The following is a 22,255-nucleotide window of genomic DNA, read 5'->3' on the forward strand; positions in this document are numbered from 1 at the left end:
TCAATTCAGTTGCGGCTAAACAAGGTCGCATCTATGAGCTAAAACTGATGTTTTGCATTTTATTAATATTGTTTTCAATTTTTAAGCGCAGCCTCTGAGCGATATTGCCGATTGCGCGTTCTGTTGACGTAACGGAAGAGGCGGACATCTTGATATCGCCGCTCCTTCATTCGTTTCGGAAACGCGGTTCGTGCAAGCGGGATGCGTTTCCTGTCCGGTGCCTTTAAGCGGAGTATTGCGTATGCATGAAGCTGGCCTGACCGTACTGGTCGTAGAAGACGAACCGATCATCAGATTTGCGCTGACGGATGCTCTGGAAGAAGCGGGTTATACCGTTCTGGAAGCGTCGAACGTGTTGGAGGCGGTCGCCATCATCGGCAAGGTGCCACATATTTCCGCCGTTATAACCGACATCGATATGCCAGGCGGGTTGTCTGGCCTAGATCTGATCCGCATGCTCGAAACATGTCAGGAGCATATTCCAGTCATCGTCACTTCCGGGGGACATGCGCCAGACGCGCTGGATTTGCCGGATGACGTCCGCTTCTTCAGCAAACCCTACCACTTCGACGATATCTTCTTTGCTCTTCGCGCTGCCATTTCCAGCAAAGCAAAAACAAGGAAAAAGCGCAGCATCCTCGTAGCGGGAATGCAGTTCAGCCAGCCTTGAAACGCAAAAAACGCCGGAGTTTCCTCCGGCGTTTTTTGTTTTGATGCTGTCTCAAGCGGCGCGCAGCAAGACGAGGCTGCGGCCTTCGGCGGTGTAGATTTCCCCGTTGGCAATATTGTTGGTGGTTGCCTGCGGGTCTGCGGTCGTCAGTTCCGTCATCCAGCCATGGTCGGCGTCAGGCAGTTTGAACTCGACGGCACCGTCATATGGATTGAACAGGATCAAGACGTCTTGCCACTCCTCTGCGTCATCCTGTTTGTCACGCGTCAGGCGCAGGCCGAGCGACGTGCTGCCAAGATCCTCCCACTGTTCCTTAGTCTGTTCGCCGCCGCCTGGGTTGAGCCATGTTGCGTGTGTGCCGTCACGCCAGTTCTCACGTCTGAGGATCGAATGCGCCTGACGCAACTCGATCAGCCTGGTGGTGAAGGCTCGCAACGTTTCCGCGCTGTCGGGCAAGTTTTCCCAATGAACCCAACTCAGATCGCTGTCCTGGCAATAGCCGTTGTTGTTGCCCATCTGGCTGCGGCCGAACTCATCGCCTGCCAGCAGCATCGGCGTGCCATGTGAAAGCAATAGAGTAGCAAGGAAATTGCGCTTCTGACGATCGCGTACGGCGTTGATATTGTCGTCGTCGGTCGGGCCTTCGACACCATAGTTGAAACTACGGTTGTCACCGTGGCCGTCCTTGTTGTCCTCGCCGTTCGCATCGTTATGCTTCTCATTGTAGGAGACGAGGTCGTTCAGGGTGAAGCCGTCATGCGCGGTAATAAAGTTCACGCTCGACCATGGTCGGCGGCCGCGGAGATCGTAAACATCGCCGGAACCCAACACACGAGCGGCGAAATCACCGGCAGTGCCGTCCTCGTCCTTCCAGTATTCGCGCACCGTATCGCGGTACTTGTCGTTCCATTCCGCCCAACCGGGAGGAAAGCCGCCGACCTGATAACCGCCGGGTCCGATGTCCCATGGCTCGCCAACCAGTTTCAACTTGGAAAGAACAGGGTCCTGACCGACAGCATCGAAAAAGCCGCTACGCTGATCGAAGCCTTCCGGCTCACGGCCAAGAATAGTGCCGAGATCGAAGCGGAAGCCATCAATATGCATATCCTCGGCCCAGTACCGTAGAGAGTCCGTCACCAGTTGAAGGACACGCGGGTGGGAGGTGTTGACCGTATTACCGGTGCCGGTGTCGTTTATGTAATAACGCGGCTTGTCCGGCATGGTGCGGTAATAGGAGAAGTTGTCGATACCCTTGAACGAAAGGGTTGGTCCAAGCTCGTTGCCTTCAGCGGTGTGGTTATAGACCACGTCGAGAATGACCTCGATACCGCCATCATGGAAGGCCCGCACCATATCGCGGAAGCCAGCCATGCCCTTGGGACCATAATAGCGTGATGCGGGAGAGAAGAAGCCGAGCGAGTTATAACCCCAGAAGTTCTTCAGGCCTTTTTCCAGCAGGTGCGAATCGTCTGGGAAAGAATGGATCGGCAGAAGTTCGACGGAGGTTACGCCGAGGCTCTTGATGTAATCCACGATGTCCTTGTGGCCGAGACCCTCATAGGTGCCACGCAAACTCTCTGGCACGGATGGGTGCAGCTTGGTGAAGCCCTTGACGTGAGTCTCGTAGAAAATCGTCTTGGACCACGAAACGTCAGGCTTTTTGTCGTTGCCCCAATCATAGTCGTTGGGATCGATAACACGGCACTTCGGCATCTTGGCGGCGCTGTCGCTCTCATCGAAGGAGAGGTCTTTGTCTTCGGCGTCCAGCTTGTAGCCGAACTGTTCGGTTCCCCATTCAATGTCTCCAACAAGTTCGCGTGCGTAGGGGTCGACCAGCAATTTGTTGGGATTGAAGCGGTGACCGTTCTCCGGGTCGTAGGGGCCGTGAACGCGATATCCATAGAGCGCACCGGGTTTCAGGCCGGGAATATAGCCATGCCAGATTTCATTGGTGAACTCCGGCAACGTTATACGCTCAATCTCGTTCTTTCCGCTATCGTCAAAGAGGCACAGTTCGACCCGTTCCGCATGGGCACTGAAAATTGCAAAATTAACGCCGTCATCGTCGAAATTCGCACCGAGACGGGTGAAGTCGCCGGGTAAAATGCTGGAACCGAACTGGGCCATGGATATCCTCGTGCTTGATTGGGGCAGGGGGAAATGTGGTGGCAGGGTATTTGTTCCGCAGTGCAAAAAAATGGCTCGCCAAGATCAGATCTCGCGAGCCATACTTCCTATAGGATGCAGCGATCAGTTCTTTTCGATACGCATGCGCTTGTTGTCGCTTGATGGCCATCCAATATCCTTCAATGTGTCCGTGGGTAAGGCTTCAAGGGCGCGCAGAGACTGTCTCTTACGCCATGACAAAAGTGCATCATTGCCAAGTCTTGCGAGCCAGGATGGCCATTGCAGGAGATGAAGCCGTGACCGAAGCGGCCTTTGGCTGAACTGGGTTATCGTGGTCATTTCGAACTCCTTCATGTTCCACGTTTTGTTTCAGACAAAATGGATATGCGCTCGGATTGATCATCAATCAAATAAATGAATTTAATGCATTCAATCGAAATCGGTGATGTTTCATGCGCACTCATTCGGTGTCTGTCTGGAAATAATGAGAGATCGTTGACATTCAATCAAACGAAATGATATCGATCTATTGATCAGAAAAATTGAAGGCATGTCTCATGACAGTTTCTTTCCGCCAGCCGCTGCCTTTGTTGGACAACGACATCCTGCGAACCTTTGTCGCGATTGCCGAGACCGGCAACTTCTCCACCGCTGCCGAGGTGGTGTTTCGAACGCCATCGGCAGTTTCCATGCAGATCAAGAAGCTTGAGGAGCAGTTGAAGACGACGCTCTTCCTGCGTGATGCGCGCTCTGTGACACTGACGGCGCATGGCGAGACCCTGCTTACCTATGCGCGGCGAATGATCGCGCTCTCCAATGAAGCGGTAGCGCGGTTCGTTATGCCGGAACTTTCCGGTGTCGTACGTCTCGGAGCACCGGAGGATATTGGTGAACGTGGTTTGCTGCCCGGTATCCTCAAGCGATTTGCCGAGGTTTTTCCCGCCATCATGGTTGATGTCACCATCGATAACAGTTCGCAGCTCTACAAGCGCATGGATGAAGGGCGGCTTGATCTGGCGCTCGTCAACTGTGCGTCCTTGCCGCTGCGCGACACTGGCGAAGTGCTGATGCGGGAACGACTTGTCTGGGCGGGTGCGAAATGCGGCACCGCGCATTTGCGGGATCCCTTGCCGATCTCCATCTGGGAAGATGGCTGCATCTGGCGCTCCGAAGCGATCAATTCGCTGGAAAAACAAAATCGTCGTTTTCGTGTGGCGTATCTCAGTGGGCATACAATGGCGCAAAAAGCGGCGATCGAGGCTGATCTCGCCATTGCTCCGCTGCCGCGATCCTATGTGCAGAACGGCATGGTCATTTTGAGTGAAAAGGACGGCTTGCCGGAGCTTGGTTGTTTCGACATTCGGCTTATTTTGGCGGACAAGCCAACTCGTCCGGTTCAGGCCGTGGCAGACAGCATTCGCAATGCCTTCAGGGATGTCGCGCAGGCTTTGTAATCGCGCCATATTATTTTTTTGGTGCGATGCGGAACCGGTTTTAATCTTCTGCGTTTTCTGCGCGCTATTTAGATGATCGCTTGCGCTGAGTGCGCGGGCATTAAGGGGAGTTTCAATATGTCCACACGTTTCTTCGCAGCCACCGCCGCTGTTCTTATCGCCCTAGTTTCCCTGAGCTCTTGCGGTAACACGATCCGCGGCGTTGGCAAGGATGTGGCAGGCACTGTGAATGGCACACAGGATGCCGGACGAAGCGTCGATCGTGCAGCGCGCCGTTAAGCGCTGAAACTAAACGTTTTCAAAATTTGCAAAAAGCCGGCGATATACTCGTCGGCTTTTTTATGGTCGCCACATTTTTAGAGCCATTTTTCTGAAACCAGTGATCCGGTCCTCTAAGGCCTTATTCTCGTCTTCCTCCAGCGATTTACATTTTTGAAAAATAGATCGATTCGCCACGAGGCACGATGCGCAAGCTGATTAGATACCTGCTACCGTTTTTAGTCTCGACAAGCGCGAGTGCAGCGGGACTGCCAGATTTCTGTCAGGCTATGGAGCATATGGGCGGGCGCTACACGGTTTGCAGCTTCGATCCGGCGAAGAGCAATATCCGGCTTTATCAGTGGAATCACGTTAGCGGGAAGCCATACGGTTCGTTCGAAGCTCTGTCTTCTGCGCTCTGGAGGCAGCACAGCTTCGTGACCTTTGCCATGAATGGCGGCATGTACCACCGGGATTTGTCTCCCGTCGGTCTTCATATCGAAAACGGTGTCGAGACCAATGCCATCAGCACCGGTGGCGGCTGGGGCAATTTCCATATGCAGCCCAATGGCGTCTTCTTCATGGAGGGCAAAAAAGCGGGCGTGCTGGAAACCAGCGCCTATCTCAATGCCAACATGAAGCCGGATTTTGCCACGCAGTCCGGCCCGATGCTGGTCATTGATGGAAAGCTTCATCCGAGATTTCTGCCGGAAAGCGATAGTTTGAACACCCGCAACGGCGTTGGCGTTTCGGGCGATGGTATCGTGCATTTCGCAATTTCGGAAAATGCCGTTCGTTTCTACGATTTCGCTACGCTGTTCCGCGATCGGCTGCATACACAAAACGCGCTTTATCTCGATGGCAGCATTTCCAGCGTCGATATACCCGCCGCCAAGCGGCGGGACTGGTGGCACCCCATGGGGCCGATCATCGCTGTGGTCGATAGGGTGCCTGATTAAGTCGACGTTAGATCGGTGCCTTCGGGTAGGCCTTTTCCAATCCACCTGATTTCGTCAGTCCCGCCCGAAACGCGGCGAAAGCTGCGTGCTGGCTACTTTTAGAGACTTCGTGAAGGCGGATCTGGACGCGGGCAGGTGCATTATTGCCGAACCATTCGCCACATTTTTCAAGCTTGAGGGCGTTGAGGAACCGCGCCTGCGATTGCTGGTCCAGAAACAGGTGCAGGCCTTGCAGCAGATTTTCTTCCTGCAGCGCATTTTCCAACAGCAGCTTCAGCCAAGCCTGATCTTCTTCAGTCATGGTGGCAATTTTCGACGCGACCGTTTCGCGGTCAGGAAAAGATGAAGGCGTGGCCTGCATGATGTGTCACCGTTTATGGGAGTTTACGTTCGTCCAATATGCACGATGCCGGATAATCCAGTTGCTGAGTGTGTTCAATATGACTGACAATCTATCCGTCCAAAACGCTGCCCTTGCGGTGGTTTATACACACCTGGCTGCTTCATGATGAACAAATTCATCCCGTCTTTACACTTTGGTCCAAAATGAGACGCATGTGAGGGCTGCCCTGTTTCGAAATGGGCATGTAAGTCGTTGTTTTTTATTATACCTATGCAGTGAGTGAATGGCAGGTGGGCAAATACGCCTTGCTTTAGCCGTTTTTTGCAATTGCGTTTGTCACAAGTTTTTAATAAATGGTCACCCACTGGCCGACGCATGAACGGCCCGAGAGTAACACGCTGGAGTAATCATGGACGAAACCGCACAGAAATCCTGCTGGGCCGTAACATTTCGCGCACTTGCAGGTTTTGCCGCTTTTCTCGCATTGACCTACGTTTTTGGTAGCCCGTAAAAATCTCTCTTTGAATTTTCAGATATTGCAGCACGGTTTTTCCCAGAAACCGTGCTGTTTTCGTTTGTAACGCCCGCATGTCGCAGTCGATGTAGTCCATGCCTATTTTGACATGGCGGTTTTTTCCGGTTCGGCTAGACTGGTCCAATACGTCTATACATAGGGCAGGCAGATATGTTTCTTTCGGTTTTCGATGTGTTCAAGATCGGTATTGGTCCTTCCAGTTCGCATACGATGGGACCGATGTCGGCTGCCAACCGGTTTCTCGAGACAATTCTGTCGGACGATTGGCCGAGGCCATCAGGCGCCGTCGTGGCATCCATCAATGTCAGTCTGCACGGCTCTCTTGCCTTTACCGGCATTGGGCACGGCTCTGGTCGCGCGGTGGTGCTGGGGCTGAACGGGGAGCGGCCCGATCTGGTCGATCCTGATGCGATGGATCGCATCGTTGCCGATGTCGAAACAACCGGCCGGGTTTCGCCGCCAGGTCATCCACCTTATGTTTTTCGACCTGCTGAAGATCTGATCTTCGACAAGAAGAACCCGCTGCCTGGCCATGCCAATGGCATGACTTTTTCGGCCTTTGACAAGCAGGGCCGGATGCTGCTCACACGCATCTATTATTCGGTCGGTGGCGGTTTCGTGGTAACGGACACCGAGCTTGAGGCGATGCGCCAGCGCGGTAAAACCGTCGATAACGGACCGAAGGTTCCCTATCCCTTTGCCAATGCCAATCAGATGCTTGAGATGGCTGAACGTTCAGGCCGCACGATCGCCCAAATGAAACGCGCCAATGAAGAGACGGTCATCACCCGTCAGGAACTGGACGAGCGGCTTGACCAGATATGGGAAGCGATGAACGGCTGCATTGAGCGCGGTCTCAAAGGCGAAGGCATCATGCCCGGCGGTCTCAATGTCAAACGTCGTGCACGCTCCATCCATGACAAGCTGAATGCCGAATGGCGCAGCAACCGGCTCAATCCGCTTCTGGCGAATGATTGGCTCAGCGTCTACGCCATGGCGGTCAATGAAGAGAATGCCTCCGGCGGTCGCGTGGTGACGGCCCCCACCAATGGGGCAGCAGGCGTGGTGCCGGCGACTGTTCGCTACTTCCGCCATTTTCATGACGATGCGACAGTTGACGACGTCAGAGACTTCTTACTGACGGCTGCGGCCATCGGCGGCATCATCAAGCATAATGCTTCTATTTCCGGCGCAGAGGTCGGCTGTCAGGGGGAGGTTGGGTCGGCAGCGGCCATGGCGGCTGCGGGTTTGGCGGCGGTCATGGGCGGTTCTCCCGCTCAAATCGAGAATGCCGCTGAAATTGCGCTCGAACACCACCTCGGCATGACGTGCGATCCCATTGCGGGTCTGGTTCAGGTGCCGTGCATCGAGCGCAACGCGCTTGGCGCGGTCAAGGCTGTAACGGCTGCATCGCTTGCGCTGAAAGGGAACGGCGAGCATTTCGTGCCCTTGGATGCCTGCATCGAAACTATGCGCCAGACCGGCAACGACATGAGTGAGAAATACAAGGAAACCTCCACAGGCGGCCTTGCCGTTAATGTGGTGGAATGCTGAATATCACAACTTATCAATGCTTGACGCAAGAGCCGAAACCGCCTTGATAGGCCGCATGTCTCTAAATCTTATCAAGCTTTGCGTTGGCGCTGACTCCATCGAGGATTTGCGGGAGTGGGTTTCCCGACGCGCCCTCACGGCGATTGCAGCGGGTCTGGAACCGCATAGCGTCCACACCACTCGCATGTTTCCAAAACGCGCAGAAGAGTTGCTGGATGGCGGCTCGCTCTATTGGGTCATCAAGGGCCAGGTGCAGGCGCGTCAAACGCTTCTTGATGTTCGCTCGTTCAAGGGGGAAGACGGTATCAGCCGTTGCGACCTGGTGCTTGGGCCGGAGGTAATCGAAACCTCGCCTGCGCCCAAACGTCCCTTTCAGGGCTGGCGCTACCTGAAGACGGAGGAAGCCCCGCGCGATCTTGGCGGATCTGGGATGTCCGACGATCTGCCGTCCGATCTGCGTCGCGAACTGGCTGAACTGGGCTTGCTCTAAAGCGCGTCGCGTAAAAGTGTACAGCGATTTTGCGAAAACGACATTCGTAAAAAAAGAAAAAAAGAGCCGGTCCGGGGCAACGGAACCGGCTCCAGGCGCGGTTTGGTCCAACGGGGTGAACTGACCGGCCATAAGCATGCGTTGAGAATGGGCTACTTATCCAATCTCACTTATTGATTGATACCGGCCACTGCGTTCACAGCGCGACCATCCTGTATCTTGACCCAGCGGCCCGGATTGGCGGCGTCCTGACGTTTCAGGTAGGTATATTCCGTCTCGGACCAGTCCATGACCTTGTTGCGCAGGTTATCGAGAATGAAGTCGCCACGGTCTGTCCGGACTGTGAGAACCGCGTGGCCCGAGCCATTCGGCTGAAGAACGACAGTGATCAGCAGGTCGGATGGTGAGATGCCCTTGTTCATCAGCATTTTGCGCTTCAGCAGAACGTAATCCTCGCAATCGCCGACTGTCGTCGGGTAGGCCCAGCGTTCTTCAACGCCGTAAATTTCCATATCTGTCATTGGTGTGATCGTGGTGTTGACCGTGTAGTTCACGTCCAGGATCATCTTCCAGTTTTCTTCCGTCAGTCTCAGCGGGCCTCTGTCGGCAGAAGTCGGCTGGCACTCGCTCTGATATGTCTGGCAGAATTCATAGTGACCAATCGGCGGGTTGGCCTTGCCCATGATGCGCATTGCTGCGGCTGGCGATGCTTCTGCTTGTCCCGCAAATGCACCGGCGATCAATGTTGCGATCAAAAATCCGAAACGGCTGATTTTTTTCATTTCTTGTCTCCCCGTTGTGAGGAGAAGAATGCCAGCGATATTTTGACCGCGCGCAAATAACGGCGCTCAAATTCGATGTTAAATTTAGGAAAAACAGCGCTTTATTTAAACTAGTTTTGATCTGTATTTGAGGAAAATTTGATTAGAATTTTATCGTTTCGATTAGAAATTTCAATCTTAATTTCCTCTAAGTTATTGTAAAAGTTGTGTTTATGGAGCATACTGGTTAATGGCTCTATGCCAATTTGAGGGGTGGTGGCACGTTTAAACTATTCTTTGACTATACTTCGTCGCCCCTATATGTGATTTCTATGCGTCAAAATCAATCAACGGATGTATTTTTCCACCTTTGATTGCCTTATTTGTGCCGTTTCGAAGCTATTTTTTCTGCTATTTTCCGAAAATATTTTCATTTTCCCACAATGGCACAGGTTGTTTGCGGGTTTTCGTATGCTGATTCAGGAAAGAACTGTGCATGAGCCTTGGTCTGAGGCCAGTTGAAGGCACAAAAAAAACCGGCTAACGCTTGGCGCTGCCGGCTATATTGAGCGAAAATTTTGGAGTGTCAGAGAAACTCGATCAGCGCATCGCGTGACTGGACGGAATCGAATTCGATGGCGACACCTTCCATGAAATGGCGAACGATGCGGCCAGCCATGTTGCCAAGGCGCACATTCGTGCCCATCGCCGGGCGGACATCGATCTCGACAGCGGCGCCTGAAAGCGAAAGGTCGATGATGCGGCATTGGGTCATATTGCCATCGCTCAGCATGAGATCGGCAATCGGGTTGCGCGGTGTCAGTCGGTCATGGCGGCGATCTTCCGGCAGGCCGAGAGCCTGACGTTTGGCGACCCACGCCAATTGCGCGGCCAGTTTCTCACGCTTGCGTTCGGTCGCCATGATGGCAATGGTGAAGCCATCGGCCGTCAGCGCTTTGACGATGCCTTCGATACGCCCGATATGCTGGAGATAGGCAATGATGCGATCACCATTTCTGGGGCGAACGAAACATGTGATGCGAGCCGTCTCGGCGGTCATTTCATTTGCGGTGCAATCATATTCTTCCTGAGAAGGCACCATCAACCGGCCCGACAGGCCAACGGAAACGACCTCGACAGAGTTCGGCTCCGAAGAGACACGAGCAGCGTAAGCGACAGTGGTTGACCGAGATGAGAACATGAGTGGCACATGAAGAGGAATGATCTCTCTCATGTACAATGGTCAAGTTAACAGACCGTTCTTTGGTCAGCGACGAATACTCGCATTTATTCTCAACAAAAAACGGATCGGTGGAGTGAAGCGCAAGATTCCGTTTGGTTGAACAGCCCGTAAGACGTCGGCGTTTCCAGCAGCCTGCTTCGGATCAGTTCGAGCGGTTGGAAGGGTTGGCCGAAATCCGCGAGCGGCGGGTCGGATACGAGAGCCCCAAGCAGGCGTGAAGGGAAATGCTCCTCGGCCTCCAGCGGCAAGAGCAGCATTTCGAACTCCTGGCTCGTGTGGCCGCTCACGCTTTCTGCGTAGAGGTCGAAAATAACAGGTCGTTCGTGTTGGAGCACGCCATTGGCAATGCGACATGCTTCAAGGGCCGCATCTGGTTGCCACATCTCTGAAAAGGGCGTGTTACGCAATTCGCGGGAGAAAAGATTGTAAAGGCGCGTACCGGTCAGGCGAAAGATCGGTGCGTCATCGCCAAGATCGGTCAGCACGAAAAGGTCGGGCAGTGCTTGACGAATTTGCGAAGGATCGATCTCACCGCGCAAAGGTGCGGGTCGATCACCTCTTATGTCGTTCCAATAGGAGTAAATCTCCCGGCTTGCATTCGTCTTCATGACATGGTCTCCGTCCCGCAGGGCACCTGTTCCAATTCGAAACAGATGCCGCGTTCATTTGCGGTGCTGAAGATGTCCTTGCGATTTTCATGCCACGCGCTCGGTCATCACAATTCCTGGAGGCTTCATTGGTTGCAGCTGTGACGTTTCGTCGGAGCTTCTTTTTCCGGTAGCGTTACTATATTGCTCGCAAGAGAACATGCGGAACGCGACGGTAAGGAAAATCGGCCAATGACGGACAACCAGGGTGAGATACCACAGGCGAATGATGCAGCGCCGCCGGAGGTCCGTCGGAAAACGCCGGTTTTCAACCTGCCTGGCGCGCTCGTGGCCGTTATCTGCCTGTTAGTCGCGGTCCATGTCATCTCGACTTACGTGCTGTCCGATGAAGGCTATGGCTGGTTTATCTTCACCTTCGGCTTCATCCCTTTGCGCTATGCCACGCCCTTGTCGCAGCAGGGAATGGAATGGCTCTGGACGCCTGTCACCTATTCATTTTTACATGGGGGCATAGAGCATATCCTTTTCAACGGGTTATGGCTGATGGCGTTTGGCGCACCTGTTCTGCGCCGGATCGGCACATTGCGTTTCACTTTGCTCTGGTGTGTGTCTGCCGCTGTTGCGGCCTTCGGGCACGCATTCCTCCATTGGGGGGATGCCACCGTGCTGATCGGTGCATCCGGTGTGGTGTCGGCGCTGATGGGAGCGGCGTGCCGTTTCGTGTTTCCAGCGCATGGCGGGGGCTACCATCCGGCCATCGGACACCTGCTGCCGAGGCAAAGTATTCTTCAATCCCTGTCCAATCGCACCGTCCTCATCTTCACTCTGATGTGGTTGTTCGGCAATCTGCTCATTGCTTTCGGCATTCCGCTTATGGGGGATGTCGGTGGCGAGGTTGCCTGGGACGCCCATATTTTTGGTTTCCTGCTCGGTTTCCTGTTCTTCGGCCTGTTTGATCGCAAAATCGTCATTCGCGGCTGAGAATTTGCGGTCGTCTTAATCGATTGAAGCTTTTCAGCCCACGGAAATTCATTGCTTTCCATAATCTCGTGGCGCACCATCAGCGTGTAAATGAACCATCTGCGTGGTGGAGGAGACCTTCCGCGTGGTGTGGAGATCAGCCGGACAGGAGGAAATATGGCGATATTTGTGAAAGAACTGCTCGACCTCAAAGGACGTGAGGTCGTGACGGTCAGGCCGGATTTGTCGCTCGGAGACGCCGCGATCACCCTGCATGAGCATCGTATCGGTGCTGTCGTCGTCACCGATGAAGCCGGTGCCATTCTTGGCATCTTCACAGAACGCGACATGGTCAAGGCCATCGCCGCCCATGCGTCCGCAGCTTTGCAAACCAAGGTTTCGGATGTCATGACGCAGAACGTCACCCGCTGTCATGAGGGATCAAGCACTGATGATCTCATGGAACTCATGACCGGCGGTCGTTTTCGGCATTTGCCGGTGGAGGCGGATGGCCGGTTGGTTGGCATCATCTCTATCGGTGACGTCGTTAAGGCACGCATCAGCGAAATCGAGGCCGAAGCGGAGCATATCAAGGCGTATATTGCCGGATAGGCGACCTCACGTCAGGTCTGAAAAACCTGCTGCATGCGCTGTAGCTCCGGTATTCTGGAGCGCGTTTCCTCGTATCCGCGCTCTATCGATTCGGCGGCGCGGTGAAACTCTGACAGCCCAATATGGTTGATGCGCGGATGCAACGTCAGGTCCGGCGGGTCGCCCGCCAGCTTGGCACGCGAAATTCTGTCCTGAATAATGTTGAAGGCCTGCACCATGACGCCGGGCAACCCAATGCGCGATGACGGATCGGTTGGTGCCTTGACCGTGGTTTCCTGGTTGCAAGCACCCGCGCTGTGTTTGACAACGGCAGAACGGCCAAAAATATCGTAGTTGAGGTTCACCGCCACCACCAATGTCTGTTCGTAGGCACGGCAGACGGAAACGGGAACCGGGTTGACCAGGGCGCCATCTATCAGGGTTCTGCCATTGCAGCGAACCGGCTCGAAAATGCCGGGTAGTGCGTAGGAAGCGCGAAGGGCCGTGATCAGATCGCCCTGATGCACCCATACTTCATGGCCGTTTTTAAGCTCTGTCGCGACTGCGATGAAAGGGTGTTCGAGATCTTCGATGTTGAGGCCGACGAGGTGTTCCTGCATGCGTTTGGTGAGCCGCATGCCACCAAACAAGCCGCCGCCGCCAATCGTCAGGTCCAGCAGGCCCGCGATACGGCGCATCGTGAGAGACCGTGCAAATTCCTCGAGTTCGTCCAGTTTGCCTGCGAGATAGCATCCACCGACCAAAGCGCCGATGGAAGTACCTGCGATCATGCCGATTTTGACGCCAGCCTCATCGAGTGCCCGCAAAACGCCGATATGGGCCCATCCGCGTGCCGCACCACCACCGAGTGCAAGTGCGATACGGTTGGCAGGAATTCGAGGTACCGGGGCAGGTGCTTGCTGCTCGATCTTTTCCAAACTCGCCGTTGCCGCCGGATTTTCCCGATTCAGTCCCCAACCCAACATCTCTGTCCACTCCCAAGCAGATGCACGAAGCGCCATTCTAACGCGCAAATCCTATAATATTCGTAGCAAAAGGGGACAGGACGAAAAAGATCAGTCTTTTGTGGGGAGATTTCCGGGCAAACCATAGGTTTTTGCTGGGTCGAAGTGCCTGATATCGTCCGTAATCGTCGTCACCGCCCTGTCGCCGTCCAGAGTGACGGTGCGATAAAAGCAGGAGCGTCGGCCCGTGTGGCAAGTCGCATCGTGGCCAGCCACGGAGACTTTCAGCCAAACAGCGTCCTGATCGCAATCCGTGCGGATTTCCTGCACTGTCTGGAGATTGCCTGACGTCTCGCCCTTTTTCCAAATCTTGTCGCGAGAGCGGCTGTAATAATGTGCAATGCCGGTTTCGAGTGTCAACGACAGAGCTTGCGCATTCATATGCGCCACCATCAACAATTCGCCGTCCTTCACATCCGTGACCACTGCGGTGACGAGGCCATGTGCATCGAACTTGGGCGAGAACGAACCAGCCGATTCGAGTGTTTCCTTATCCGCAGGGGCGGGGGGAAATGTGGACGACATGGAAACCTCCATTGCAGCAATGTTCCGAAAGCTTAAATAGCTTTCGAGCATTCAGATTCATGAGTAGACTTGGAGCATTGGAGGCGAGGCGGTTTTCCGCCATCGCTCTTTAGACATGGTGCTGGAATCAGCGGCTGTAGACCATGGTCATGAACCGTGCCTGCTGGGCAGGTTCTGTTTTGAACGTGCCGGTGAAACTGGTCGTCAGTGTCGTTGAACCCTGCTTGCGAACACCGCGCATGGACATGCACATATGTTCGGCATCGATCAGCACAGCTACGCCGCGTGGCTTCAATGTCGTTTCGATCGCGGTCGCAATCTGCGCCGTCATGGTTTCCTGCGTCTGCAAGCGGCGACCATAGATTTCAACGACACGTGCAATCTTGGACAGGCCCAGCACGCGGCCCGCTGGCAGGTACGCGACATGCGCCTTGCCGACGATGGGAACCATGTGGTGTTCGCAATGCGAATGGAACGGGATATCCCGCACCAGAATGATGTCGTCGTAACCGCCGACTTCCTCGAAGGTCGTGCCAAGCACGTCAGTGGCGTCAAGGTCATATCCGCTGAAGAGTTCGCGGTAGGATTTCGCGACGCGCTTCGGTGTGTCGAGCAGACCTTCGCGGTTGGGATTATCACCTGCCCAGCGTAACAGAACGCGCACGGCATCCTCGGCTTCAGCCTGGGTGGGACGCACACCGGCTGTGCCGTTTTGTGTGCCAGCACCGGGAAAATTCTTCACGATTGCATCCATCTCTTGGTCTCCCGGCGCGGTTCAAGGCCACACCTGAACGTAGGTTACGGTCTAATCACATAAGCCCGCGCCTGCTATCTGGTTGTTTTCAGGCAATTTGGCAAGTCTGTCGTCGTTTTTTCGGTGTTGGATGATTAATATCACCGCACCTTGATGACGTCGGTGTCCCATAACATATAATGATGACACCGCGCAGAACAGCCTTACAAGAGGTGACGCAGTGTTTGAAAAATCAATCCTGCGCGGATGGGCGATCAGATGGACGATATTTACAACAATCGCATCCTGGAATTCGCGGGCAATATTCCGCTGACGGGGGATATGCCGGATGCTGATGCCAGTGCGCAGAAGCACTCGAAACTGTGCGGCTCGAAGGTCAAGGTTTACATCAAGCTGACAGATGGCGTGGTGACGAATTTTTCCCATGAAGTGCGGGCTTGCGCCTTGGGGCAGGCTTCATCATCCATCATGGCCAGTCACGTCATTGGCGCCAGCAGTGCCGAAATCCAGCAGGCGCGCACGGATATGTTGTCGATGCTGACGTCAGGCGGCGAAGGCCCGGTTGGACGTTTCGAGGATATGCGCATCTTGAGGCCCGTTAAGGATTACAAAGCCCGTCACGCTTCCACGATGCTGACCTTTGACGCGATCTGCGACTGTCTCGACCAGATCGAGGCAGGTCAGCGCGTGTCGGCCTGAGACGTGTGCGAAAAATCAGACTGCGGGAACACGCGCAGGCACTCCCGCAATTGGTCCGGGCCTTTCAGGAAAACGCCGGGTCGTCTGCTTGGAATGGGCTTCATCCGCTTTTACCAGCTTGTGTTTTCCGGCTTCATCGGTAATTCCTGCCGCCACATCCCAACCTGCTCCGAATATGGTTATGAGGCCTTTGCCCGCCATGGCTTTTGGGCAGGTGGCTGGATGACACTGTTTCGCGTTGCGCGCTGCGGCCCGGGCGGTACCAGCGGGCTTGATCCGGTGGTGGAGAGTCTGGCTTCCCGGCAGAAGTGGTATTTGCCCTGGCGGTATTTCCGCCGTTCATCGCCAAGTTGAGCGAAGCGTCTTTACCCATCAAACGAACACGTTTAAAAAGCCGCCTCGACAGGTCATGAACGGCTTGTCGCTGCACATGAAACCACCCGCATTCGTTGGCGGGACTGGACAGGAGAATTATAATGTCTGAAGCCGTTTCCCTTACATTTCCCGATGGCTCCGTTCGCCAGTACCCGGTCGGCACGACGGGACGCGATGTTGCCGAATCCATTTCCAAGTCGCTTGCAAAGAAGGCCGTCGCGATTGCGCTGGATGGCACTGTGCGCGACCTTTCCGACAGCATAGTCGATGGCAAGATCGAGATCGTCACCCGTGATGACAGCAGAGCGCTTGAACTGATCCGCCACGACGCAGCCCATGTGATGGCAGAGGCCGTGCAGGAACTGTGGCCCGGCACGCAGGTGACGATCGGCCCCGTCATCGAAAACGGCTTCTACTACGACTTCGCCAAGAACGAGCCCTTCACGCCGGAAGATCTGCCGAAGATCGAAAAGAAGATGAAGGAAATCATCGGTCGCTCCAAGCCGTTTACACGCGAAATCTGGTCTCGTGAAAAGGCCAAGGAAGTCTTTTCCGCCAAGGGCGAGAACTACAAGATCGAGTTGATCGATGCCATTCCCGAAGGTCAGGACCTGAAAATTTACTATCAGGGCGACTGGTTCGACCTTTGCCGTGGCCCGCACATGGCCAATACGGGACAGATCGGCACGGCTTTCAAGTTGATGAAGGTTGCCGGTGCCTATTGGCGCGGCGATAGCAACAACCCGATGCTGACACGCATCTACGGCACCGCATGGGCCACGCAGGAAGAGCTGGATCAGTACCTCCACATTTTGGCCGAAGCTGAAAAGCGCGATCACCGTAAGCTGGGTCGCGAAATGGACCTGTTCCATTTCCAGGAAGAAGGCCCAGGCGTGGTTTTCTGGCACGGCAAGGGCTGGCGCATGTTCCAGACTTTGACGAGCTATATGCGCCGCAACCTCGAAGGCACCTATCAGGAAGTCAACGCGCCGCAGGTGCTGGATGCGTCCCTTTGGGAAACATCGGGTCACTGGGGTTGGTACCAGGAAAATATGTTCGCCGTGAAATCGGCCTACGCCTTCACCCATCCGAAGGACGAGGAAGCGGATAACCGCGTCTTCGCTTTGAAGCCGATGAACTGCCCCGGCCACGTTCAAATCTTCAAGCATGGGTTGAAGTCTTACCGCGAACTACCTGTCCGCCTTGCAGAATTCGGCAACGTCCATCGCTATGAAGCCTCCGGCGCGCTGCACGGTCTGATGCGCGTTCGCGGCTTCACGCAGGACGACGCGCACGTCTTCTGCACGGAAGAGCAGATGGCGGCGGAGTGCCTGCGCATCAACGATCTTATTCTGTCGGTCTACAAGGACTTCGGCTTCGAGGAAATCGTCGTCAAGCTGTCCACGCGCCCTGAAAAGCGCGTCGGTTCCGACGAGGTCTGGGATCGCGCCGAAAGCGTCATGACCGACGTTCTGAAATCTATCGAAGAAAAGTCCGAAGGCCGCATCAAGACCGACATTCTGCCGGGCGAGGGCGCGTTCTACGGTCCTAAGTTCGAGTACACGCTGAAAGACGCCATCGGTCGCGAATGGCAGTGCGGCACCACGCAGGTGGACTTCAACCTGCCGGAACGCTTCGGTGCCTTCTATATCGACCAAGCCTCTGAAAAGCGCCAGCCAGTGATGATCCACCGCGCCATCTGCGGCTCGATGGAGCGTTTCCTCGGTATTCTCATCGAGAACTTCGCCGGTCACATGCCGCTGTGGTTTGCACCGCAGCAGGTCGTCGTCGCCACGATCACCTCCGATGCTGACGATTACGGTCGTGAAGTCGCGGAAGCCCTTCGAGATGCCGGGCTGTCCGTCGAAACCGATTTCCGCAACGAGAAGATCAACTACAAGGTCCGCGAACACTCGGTCACAAAGGTCCCTGTCATCATCGTCTGCGGCAAAAAGGAAGCCGAAGAACGCACCGTCAACATCCGCCGCTTGGGCTCGCAGGCCCAGACATCCTACGCGCTGGACGAAGCGATTGCGAACCTCGTGGATGAAGCGACACCACCGGACGTGAAGCGCAAGCGTACGGCGAAAGCTGCTAAGGCGAAAGCCGCGTAAGCTGAGCCAAATACCCACTCTCCGTCGTCATCCTCGGGCTTGTCCCGAGGATCTGCCGCCGTTAAATTTGGGGTTATGTGGTTAGATCCTCGGTACAAGACCGAGGATGACGGCGGTGGAGGGCGGAGACTGAGACCGCCTAAAGCTTACTCAAAATCGCCTGTCGTCTCTTCCGGGGCCTGGTCCTTCATCAGCACTTCCACGTCTGAATCGCTACCGGCGGCCACTTTGAACGTGCGTTGGTAGACCTTGTCTTTGTTGCGAGCGATGGCGGTGTATTCGCCGTCGGCAAGCACCATGGTGGAGAAGGCGCTGACGCTTTCGTTGACGATGTCGCCGGAGCCGGTCAAAACCGACCATGCTGTGTCAGCAATGGCTTCGCCGCCGTGTTCGGATACGAGTTTAAGCGTTACCTGTGCGGCATGGTGCTGGAGCGTTGCTTCCGTCAGTTTGCCCGCTTCAACCTGAATATCAGCGCGCACGACGGCGTTGATGCCGCCATATTCGGATACGACATGGTAAGTCCCCGCATTAAGACGAATGACCGTGTTGGGCTTGACATCTGACATCACCAGGCGGCGCTCGCCGTCTTCCTGGGTATCTGAGGAATAGACCGAAAATTTGAGCTGGTTGGGGGAAATACGCTTGTCGGTTCCGGCCACGGCATTCAGGACGAAGCCGCCAGCATCAAGGATCAGCACCTGCTTTTCGATCTTGCCGCTGACGGGAATGTTGAGCTTCTTGGTCACGCCTGCGCGACCGAAGGACACGTTGACGAAATAGTCGCCGGGAGACAGGTGGAACTCGGCCGAGCCGCCATCGGAGCTTGCCAGCAACGGCAGCTTTCCATCCGGGCCGGGCATTGGGCTGAACACGCGCCAGGCAAGTCCCTCCATCATAGGCTGACCGTCATTGGTCAGCTTTGCTTCCATGACGATATCGCGCGATGTTGTTTTCTCGGTGTCAGGTGCGGAAGGTGCGGTGAAGGCATTCAGCTTCGGCATCTTCGGGGTGCCACCCAGTTGTTTGAAATCCTTGAAGGCATCTTGCGCAAACGCGACGTCATGCGGAAGCACGGCCGATACGAGCGCCGCGAAAAGGCCTGCCGCAATTTTGATGGACGTCATTTTACTCAACCGGATTGACTTCTTGTTTTTCTGGCACCACTTCAAGCCCAACGCGGTGGCGATTTCAAGGCCCATAATTTCATATGTACGAGAATGGAACGGTTCTGAGATGAAAGATAATATTACCCTCCTAGACTACCTGAAGGTTCGCCGTTCCACCCCGGCGTTGCAACTGGCAGAACCGGGGCCGGACCGGGCAGAACTTGAAGATATCCTGCGCCTGACCGTGCGTGTGCCAGACCATGGAAAGCTCTCACCGTGGCGCTTCATCGTTTACCGCGGCGATGAGCGCAAGCGGTTGGGGGAGGTGGCTTTGAAGCTGTCGCTTCAGAAAACACCAGACCTTGGTGCGGACCAGCAGGAGGTGGAGCGCACACGCTTTACCCGCGCGCCAGTTGTCATTGCAGTGGTCAGCACAGCAGCACCTCATGCCAAAATTCCCGAGTGGGAGCAGATCATGTCAGCGGGCGCTGTCTGCCTCAATATGTTGATGGCTGCCAATGCCCATGGATATGCGGCCAACTGGCTGTCGGAGTGGGTATCTTTCGATGAAGACATCTGGCCGGAACTTGGCGTAAAGTCTGGTGAAAAGATTGCCGGCTTTATCCACATCGGTTCCACGACATTCCCGCCCATCGAGCGTCCGCGTCCCGAACTTGCCGATGTCGTAACATGGGTGGGTGGTGACTGATGTTCTACACCACCGATACAAATCGTCACGGCCTGTCTCACGACCCGTTCAAGGCCATCGTTTCGCCGCGCCCCATTGGCTGGATCGGATCGAAGGGCCGTGATGGCTCTCTCAACCTAGCGCCATATTCGTTCTTCAACGCGGTATCAGATACGCCGAAGTTGATCATGTTCTCCTCCAGCGGCCATAAGCACAGCGTGCGTAATGTCGAGGAAAGCGGTGTCTTTACCGCGAATCTCGTCAGCCGCCACCTCGTAGATCAGATGAACGCATCGTCTGCTGCCGTGGACTACGGAGTGAATGAATTCGAGATCGCCGGGCTCACGCCAAAGCCGGGTAAGGTGGTTGATGCGCCATATGTTGCCGAAGCCTTTGCCGCGCTGGAGTGCAGGGTGACGCAAATCCTTCGTCCGGTCGATGTCGAAGGCACCGAGGCCAACACGTGGGTCGTTTTCGGACAGGTCGTGGGCATCCATATCGATGAAACCGTGATCGACAATGGCCGGATAGACATGGGTCGCGCACGCCCGGTGGCCCGCATGGGCTATATGGATTATTGCGATGGCGGCGCCGACGTTTTCCAACTCGTGCGACCGGGAACACGTTGATCTCGCTTATGTCCATCAGGTTAATTTGTATGGTGAACCAAACGTAAACCTTTTGCTCCTAGTGTCGGCTTCGGTTGGCAGGGTCGAGATTCGTGCGCGAATCGGTCCCGCTGAAACCGCCGGCATTGTCTGTTGTGGGGCGCAGGGTGATCGTAAAAGCATTTTTTCGTTGGTCTGAAAAAGCCGGGTCGACCGACAGGTCGAAGGCGGCCGCTACGCTTGCCAAAGCCTACCTGCAATCTTCCTTGCCTCAGGATCGTCACGACAGCGCGTATGACGCGATGACCTATCTGCTGGATGATCCCTCGCCGAAGGTGCGGCTCGCTCTTGCCGGTTCCCTTGCCTATTCAGAAGACGCGCCACGACATATCATCTTTTCTCTGGCGCAGGACCAGCCCGAAATTGCCTGCCTCGTCATCATCAACTCGCCGGTGTTGCGGGACACTGATCTGGTGGATCTCATCGGCAATGGCACACCTATTACGCGGGCAATGATTGCAGCGCGGCCGTTTCTTGAGACTGGCGCCTGCGCTGCCCTTGCCGAGATCGGTGAAATTCTCGAAATTTCGGTTCTGCTTGAAAATCGCAGCGCCTACATCACGCCATTCACATTACGCCGTATAGCCGATCGCCATGCGCAGGACGCAGAGATCAGAGATCTGCTGCTCCAACGCGACGATTTGCCTGCGGACGTCCGATACGCCATCGTCGGGCATGTTGGTGCGGCATTGGCGGCATCAAATCTGGTCTGCTATGCCATGACACCCCACCGTGCGCGGGACATAATTCGTGACGCGTCCGAGACCGCAACGGTGCTGATTGCCGGTGACGTCACAGGCGAATCCATGCCTGTGCTTGTTGAGCATTTGCGGGTTGGCGGCGATCTGACGCCAGCGTTCTTGATGAACACGCTTTGCTCCGGCAAGCTGGATTTCTTTGCGCAGGCCATCTCCAATCTGTCAGGGCTAGGAGAGCAGCAGGTCCGCTCCATTCTTGCGACCGGGCGACACCACGCACTGAAGGCACTGTTTCAATCCACAGGTCTATTCGGCGCAGTACTCGATATATTCATGGAGGCGACGCAATTGTGGCGCAATGCTTCCGATGGCCCCTATGCCAACCCCGTTGCAGAACTGTCGTCAGGATTGCTGGCCAAGTTTGCACATGTCGATGGCGATGCGACAATGCGTGAGCTTCTGCATATGGTCGAGAAGCTGCAGATCACCCAGCAGCGACAGCGCGCCCGTTCTCTTGCCAATGATCTGGTGGCGGAAGCGGCTTGAGCCTTACTTGGTAAAACGCCGGGCAATCCACGAGTAGCTGTCTTCCACCATGCGCACGGGCTTGCCCAGCACTTCCTTGACGCCTTCCGTGGAAGGCAGGATTTTGCGAACGCGACCGATGGCACGCTGCGTCAGGCTTTGCTCTTCCTGGGGTGCGAGTGCGGGCGCAACGTCTGACGTATCAGGCGTAGTCGTATCAGCCTTGGCAGTTGCCGTCCCGTCCTTCGGTGTCTCCGGCGTCTGGCATACCGCGACGACGACCGGATAGGATGCGTTGGCAAAATTCCCAAGCTGTTTTTCCGATTCGGCATCGCACAGCTCGATGCTGGTCCAGCGCTGCTGTAGCGTGGCTATATGCTGGCAATCGGTCGCGCTATCGTCGCAGCCGAGAATGGTCATTAAAACAAGCGCTGTTCTCATTGTCGCTCTGTTGCCTCTGGCCGGAGAGATGTCTTACAAACGGCAATGATCTAGCGGAATTACAGTCTTATTGCGACCTTG

25 protein-coding genes are annotated in these 22,255 nt (G+C 55.3%); 14 read left to right on the plus strand and 11 right to left on the minus strand.

From position 1 onward, the window contains the following. Positions 1 to 241: 241 nt before the first annotated feature. Positions 242 to 670, plus strand: coding sequence for a response regulator (locus ATO67_RS18495; protein WP_067652670.1), 429 nt, complete (start codon positions 242 to 244; stop codon positions 668 to 670). A 51-nt stretch (positions 671 to 721) separates the two neighbouring features. On the opposite strand, the gene glgX is transcribed toward ATO67_RS18495, so the two are convergent. Next, positions 722 to 2,797, minus strand: coding sequence for a glycogen debranching protein GlgX (gene glgX / locus ATO67_RS18500; protein ID WP_067652672.1), 2,076 nt, complete (start codon positions 2,795 to 2,797; stop codon positions 722 to 724). 123 nt (positions 2,798 to 2,920) lie between these two features. Next, positions 2,921 to 3,136: a hypothetical protein gene (locus ATO67_RS18505; RefSeq protein ID WP_157940896.1), complete on the minus strand. Its 216-nt coding sequence runs from the start codon at positions 3,134 to 3,136 to the stop codon at positions 2,921 to 2,923. Between the two features lie 218 nt (positions 3,137 to 3,354). On the opposite strand from ATO67_RS18505, the gene ATO67_RS18510 reads away from it, so the two are divergent. The 3 genes from ATO67_RS18510 (at position 3,355) to ATO67_RS18520 (ending at position 5,468) form a co-directional block, all read left to right on the plus strand. After that, a complete protein-coding gene (locus tag ATO67_RS18510) occupies positions 3,355 to 4,251 on the plus strand; it encodes a LysR family transcriptional regulator (RefSeq protein WP_067652674.1) in 897 nt (298 codons plus the stop codon). A gap of 117 nt (positions 4,252 to 4,368) precedes the next feature. Continuing rightward, entirely contained in the window at positions 4,369 to 4,530 is a 162-nt protein-coding gene (locus ATO67_RS18515) for an entericidin domain-containing protein (protein ID WP_067652676.1), read from the plus strand. A gap of 185 nt (positions 4,531 to 4,715) precedes the next feature. Continuing rightward, on the plus strand, positions 4,716 to 5,468 hold the full coding sequence (locus tag ATO67_RS18520) for a phosphodiester glycosidase family protein (RefSeq protein WP_067652681.1): 753 nt from the start codon (positions 4,716 to 4,718) through the stop codon (positions 5,466 to 5,468). A 7-nt stretch (positions 5,469 to 5,475) separates the two neighbouring features. On the opposite strand, the gene ATO67_RS18525 is transcribed toward ATO67_RS18520, so the two are convergent. After that, the gene (locus tag ATO67_RS18525) at positions 5,476 to 5,829 is read right to left on the minus strand and encodes a hypothetical protein (protein ID WP_067652682.1); all 354 of its coding nucleotides are present in this window, start codon (positions 5,827 to 5,829) and stop codon (positions 5,476 to 5,478) included. A gap of 667 nt (positions 5,830 to 6,496) precedes the next feature. Here ATO67_RS18525 and ATO67_RS18535 point away from each other — a divergent pair. Then, positions 6,497 to 7,900: an L-serine ammonia-lyase gene (locus ATO67_RS18535; RefSeq protein WP_067652686.1), complete on the plus strand. Its 1,404-nt coding sequence runs from the start codon at positions 6,497 to 6,499 to the stop codon at positions 7,898 to 7,900. 55 nt (positions 7,901 to 7,955) lie between these two features. Next, positions 7,956 to 8,390, plus strand: a complete 435-nt coding sequence (locus tag ATO67_RS18540) for a DUF1489 family protein (protein WP_067652822.1) — start codon at positions 7,956 to 7,958, stop codon at positions 8,388 to 8,390. A 170-nt stretch (positions 8,391 to 8,560) separates the two neighbouring features. Here the strand turns inward: ATO67_RS18540 and ATO67_RS18545 are convergent, their stop codons facing one another. The 3 genes from ATO67_RS18545 to ATO67_RS18555 all read right to left on the minus strand — a co-directional run bounded on the left by ATO67_RS18545 (position 8,561) and on the right by ATO67_RS18555 (position 11,002). Next, positions 8,561 to 9,172, minus strand: a complete 612-nt coding sequence (locus ATO67_RS18545; protein WP_067652691.1) for a transglutaminase-like cysteine peptidase — start codon at positions 9,170 to 9,172, stop codon at positions 8,561 to 8,563. A 565-nt stretch (positions 9,173 to 9,737) separates the two neighbouring features. Then, positions 9,738 to 10,352, minus strand: a complete 615-nt coding sequence (locus tag ATO67_RS18550) for a PilZ domain-containing protein (protein WP_067652693.1) — start codon at positions 10,350 to 10,352, stop codon at positions 9,738 to 9,740. 92 nt (positions 10,353 to 10,444) lie between these two features. Beyond that, positions 10,445 to 11,002 carry a PAS domain-containing protein gene (locus ATO67_RS18555; RefSeq protein WP_067652696.1) on the minus strand — a complete coding sequence of 186 codons (558 nt, stop codon included), beginning with the start codon at positions 11,000 to 11,002 and terminating at the stop codon, positions 10,445 to 10,447. Positions 11,003 to 11,233: 231 nt separating this feature from the next. Between ATO67_RS18555 and ATO67_RS18560 the strand changes: the two genes are divergently transcribed. Beyond that, entirely contained in the window at positions 11,234 to 11,983 is a 750-nt protein-coding gene (locus ATO67_RS18560) for a rhomboid family intramembrane serine protease (protein ID WP_067652698.1), read from the plus strand. A gap of 156 nt (positions 11,984 to 12,139) precedes the next feature. Beyond that, positions 12,140 to 12,574, plus strand: coding sequence for a CBS domain-containing protein (locus tag ATO67_RS18565; RefSeq protein ID WP_067652699.1), 435 nt, complete (start codon positions 12,140 to 12,142; stop codon positions 12,572 to 12,574). Positions 12,575 to 12,585: 11 nt separating this feature from the next. On the opposite strand, the gene ATO67_RS18570 is transcribed toward ATO67_RS18565, so the two are convergent. The 3 genes from ATO67_RS18570 to folE form a co-directional block, all read right to left on the minus strand. After that, positions 12,586 to 13,539, minus strand: a complete 954-nt coding sequence (locus ATO67_RS18570; RefSeq protein ID WP_067652701.1) for a patatin-like phospholipase family protein — start codon at positions 13,537 to 13,539, stop codon at positions 12,586 to 12,588. Positions 13,540 to 13,629: 90 nt separating this feature from the next. After that, positions 13,630 to 14,103: a phosphoribosyl-AMP cyclohydrolase gene (gene hisI / locus ATO67_RS18575; RefSeq protein ID WP_067652824.1), complete on the minus strand. Its 474-nt coding sequence runs from the start codon at positions 14,101 to 14,103 to the stop codon at positions 13,630 to 13,632. A gap of 127 nt (positions 14,104 to 14,230) precedes the next feature. Further along, positions 14,231 to 14,857 (minus strand): GTP cyclohydrolase I FolE, encoded by a 627-nt coding sequence (gene folE / locus ATO67_RS18580; protein WP_067652703.1) that lies wholly within the window; start codon positions 14,855 to 14,857, stop codon positions 14,231 to 14,233. Between the two features lie 258 nt (positions 14,858 to 15,115). Between folE and ATO67_RS18585 the strand changes: the two genes are divergently transcribed. The 3 genes from ATO67_RS18585 (at position 15,116) to thrS (ending at position 18,045) form a co-directional block, all read left to right on the plus strand. After that, positions 15,116 to 15,556, plus strand: a complete 441-nt coding sequence (locus ATO67_RS18585; RefSeq protein ID WP_067652826.1) for an iron-sulfur cluster assembly scaffold protein — start codon at positions 15,116 to 15,118, stop codon at positions 15,554 to 15,556. A 3-nt stretch (positions 15,557 to 15,559) separates the two neighbouring features. After that, the gene (gene yidD / locus ATO67_RS18590; RefSeq protein WP_067652705.1) at positions 15,560 to 15,910 is read left to right on the plus strand and encodes a membrane protein insertion efficiency factor YidD; all 351 of its coding nucleotides are present in this window, start codon (positions 15,560 to 15,562) and stop codon (positions 15,908 to 15,910) included. 122 nt (positions 15,911 to 16,032) lie between these two features. After that, on the plus strand, positions 16,033 to 18,045 hold the full coding sequence (thrS, locus tag ATO67_RS18595; protein ID WP_067652707.1) for a threonine--tRNA ligase: 2,013 nt from the start codon (positions 16,033 to 16,035) through the stop codon (positions 18,043 to 18,045). Between the two features lie 146 nt (positions 18,046 to 18,191). Here the strand turns inward: thrS and ATO67_RS18600 are convergent, their stop codons facing one another. Beyond that, on the minus strand, positions 18,192 to 19,172 hold the full coding sequence (locus ATO67_RS18600) for a hypothetical protein (RefSeq protein WP_067652828.1): 981 nt from the start codon (positions 19,170 to 19,172) through the stop codon (positions 18,192 to 18,194). Positions 19,173 to 19,281: 109 nt separating this feature from the next. Here ATO67_RS18600 and ATO67_RS18605 point away from each other — a divergent pair, with 109 nt between their 5' ends. From ATO67_RS18605 to ATO67_RS18615, 3 genes are all read left to right on the plus strand, one after another. After that, the gene (locus ATO67_RS18605) at positions 19,282 to 19,863 is read left to right on the plus strand and encodes a nitroreductase family protein (protein ID WP_067652709.1); all 582 of its coding nucleotides are present in this window, start codon (positions 19,282 to 19,284) and stop codon (positions 19,861 to 19,863) included. Continuing rightward, positions 19,863 to 20,471 (plus strand): flavin reductase family protein, encoded by a 609-nt coding sequence (locus ATO67_RS18610; RefSeq protein WP_067652711.1) that lies wholly within the window; start codon positions 19,863 to 19,865, stop codon positions 20,469 to 20,471. Before ATO67_RS18605 ends, ATO67_RS18610 begins: the two co-directional genes overlap by 1 nt. Positions 20,472 to 20,563: 92 nt before the next feature. Then, the gene (locus ATO67_RS18615) at positions 20,564 to 21,754 is read left to right on the plus strand and encodes a DUF2336 domain-containing protein (protein ID WP_245304030.1); all 1,191 of its coding nucleotides are present in this window, start codon (positions 20,564 to 20,566) and stop codon (positions 21,752 to 21,754) included. A gap of 3 nt (positions 21,755 to 21,757) precedes the next feature. On the opposite strand, the gene ATO67_RS18620 is transcribed toward ATO67_RS18615, so the two are convergent. Next, positions 21,758 to 22,174, minus strand: a complete 417-nt coding sequence (locus ATO67_RS18620; RefSeq protein WP_067652713.1) for a hypothetical protein — start codon at positions 22,172 to 22,174, stop codon at positions 21,758 to 21,760. Positions 22,175 to 22,255 lie beyond the last annotated feature (81 nt).

Source organism: Agrobacterium bohemicum (genome assembly GCF_001562555.1).
Taxonomy (GTDB): domain Bacteria; phylum Pseudomonadota; class Alphaproteobacteria; order Rhizobiales; family Rhizobiaceae; genus Agrobacterium; species Agrobacterium bohemicum.

Bases quoted from the DNA above. Each gene is read 5' to 3' on its own strand.
- ATO67_RS18495 (WP_067652670.1), top strand. From the start codon at position 242: ATGCATGAAGCTGGCCTGACCGTACTGGTCGTAGAAGACGAACCGATC.
- glgX (WP_067652672.1), bottom strand. From the start codon at position 2,797: ATGGCCCAGTTCGGTTCCAGCATTTTACCCGGCGACTTCACCCGTCTC.
- ATO67_RS18505 (WP_157940896.1), bottom strand. From the start codon at position 3,136: ATGACCACGATAACCCAGTTCAGCCAAAGGCCGCTTCGGTCACGGCTT.
- ATO67_RS18510 (WP_067652674.1), top strand. From the start codon at position 3,355: ATGACAGTTTCTTTCCGCCAGCCGCTGCCTTTGTTGGACAACGACATC.
- ATO67_RS18515 (WP_067652676.1), top strand. From the start codon at position 4,369: ATGTCCACACGTTTCTTCGCAGCCACCGCCGCTGTTCTTATCGCCCTA.
- ATO67_RS18520 (WP_067652681.1), top strand. From the start codon at position 4,716: ATGCGCAAGCTGATTAGATACCTGCTACCGTTTTTAGTCTCGACAAGC.
- ATO67_RS18525 (WP_067652682.1), bottom strand. From the start codon at position 5,829: ATGCAGGCCACGCCTTCATCTTTTCCTGACCGCGAAACGGTCGCGTCG.
- ATO67_RS18535 (WP_067652686.1), top strand. From the start codon at position 6,497: ATGTTTCTTTCGGTTTTCGATGTGTTCAAGATCGGTATTGGTCCTTCC.
- ATO67_RS18540 (WP_067652822.1), top strand. From the start codon at position 7,956: ATGTCTCTAAATCTTATCAAGCTTTGCGTTGGCGCTGACTCCATCGAG.
- ATO67_RS18545 (WP_067652691.1), bottom strand. From the start codon at position 9,172: ATGAAAAAAATCAGCCGTTTCGGATTTTTGATCGCAACATTGATCGCC.
- ATO67_RS18550 (WP_067652693.1), bottom strand. From the start codon at position 10,352: ATGTTCTCATCTCGGTCAACCACTGTCGCTTACGCTGCTCGTGTCTCT.
- ATO67_RS18555 (WP_067652696.1), bottom strand. From the start codon at position 11,002: ATGAAGACGAATGCAAGCCGGGAGATTTACTCCTATTGGAACGACATA.
- ATO67_RS18560 (WP_067652698.1), top strand. From the start codon at position 11,234: ATGACGGACAACCAGGGTGAGATACCACAGGCGAATGATGCAGCGCCG.
- ATO67_RS18565 (WP_067652699.1), top strand. From the start codon at position 12,140: ATGGCGATATTTGTGAAAGAACTGCTCGACCTCAAAGGACGTGAGGTC.
- ATO67_RS18570 (WP_067652701.1), bottom strand. From the start codon at position 13,539: ATGTTGGGTTGGGGACTGAATCGGGAAAATCCGGCGGCAACGGCGAGT.
- hisI (WP_067652824.1), bottom strand. From the start codon at position 14,103: ATGTCGTCCACATTTCCCCCCGCCCCTGCGGATAAGGAAACACTCGAA.
- folE (WP_067652703.1), bottom strand. From the start codon at position 14,857: ATGGATGCAATCGTGAAGAATTTTCCCGGTGCTGGCACACAAAACGGC.
- ATO67_RS18585 (WP_067652826.1), top strand. From the start codon at position 15,116: ATGGACGATATTTACAACAATCGCATCCTGGAATTCGCGGGCAATATT.
- thrS (WP_067652707.1), top strand. From the start codon at position 16,033: ATGTCTGAAGCCGTTTCCCTTACATTTCCCGATGGCTCCGTTCGCCAG.
- ATO67_RS18600 (WP_067652828.1), bottom strand. From the start codon at position 19,172: ATGACGTCCATCAAAATTGCGGCAGGCCTTTTCGCGGCGCTCGTATCG.
- ATO67_RS18605 (WP_067652709.1), top strand. From the start codon at position 19,282: ATGAAAGATAATATTACCCTCCTAGACTACCTGAAGGTTCGCCGTTCC.
- ATO67_RS18610 (WP_067652711.1), top strand. From the start codon at position 19,863: ATGTTCTACACCACCGATACAAATCGTCACGGCCTGTCTCACGACCCG.
- ATO67_RS18620 (WP_067652713.1), bottom strand. From the start codon at position 22,174: ATGAGAACAGCGCTTGTTTTAATGACCATTCTCGGCTGCGACGATAGC.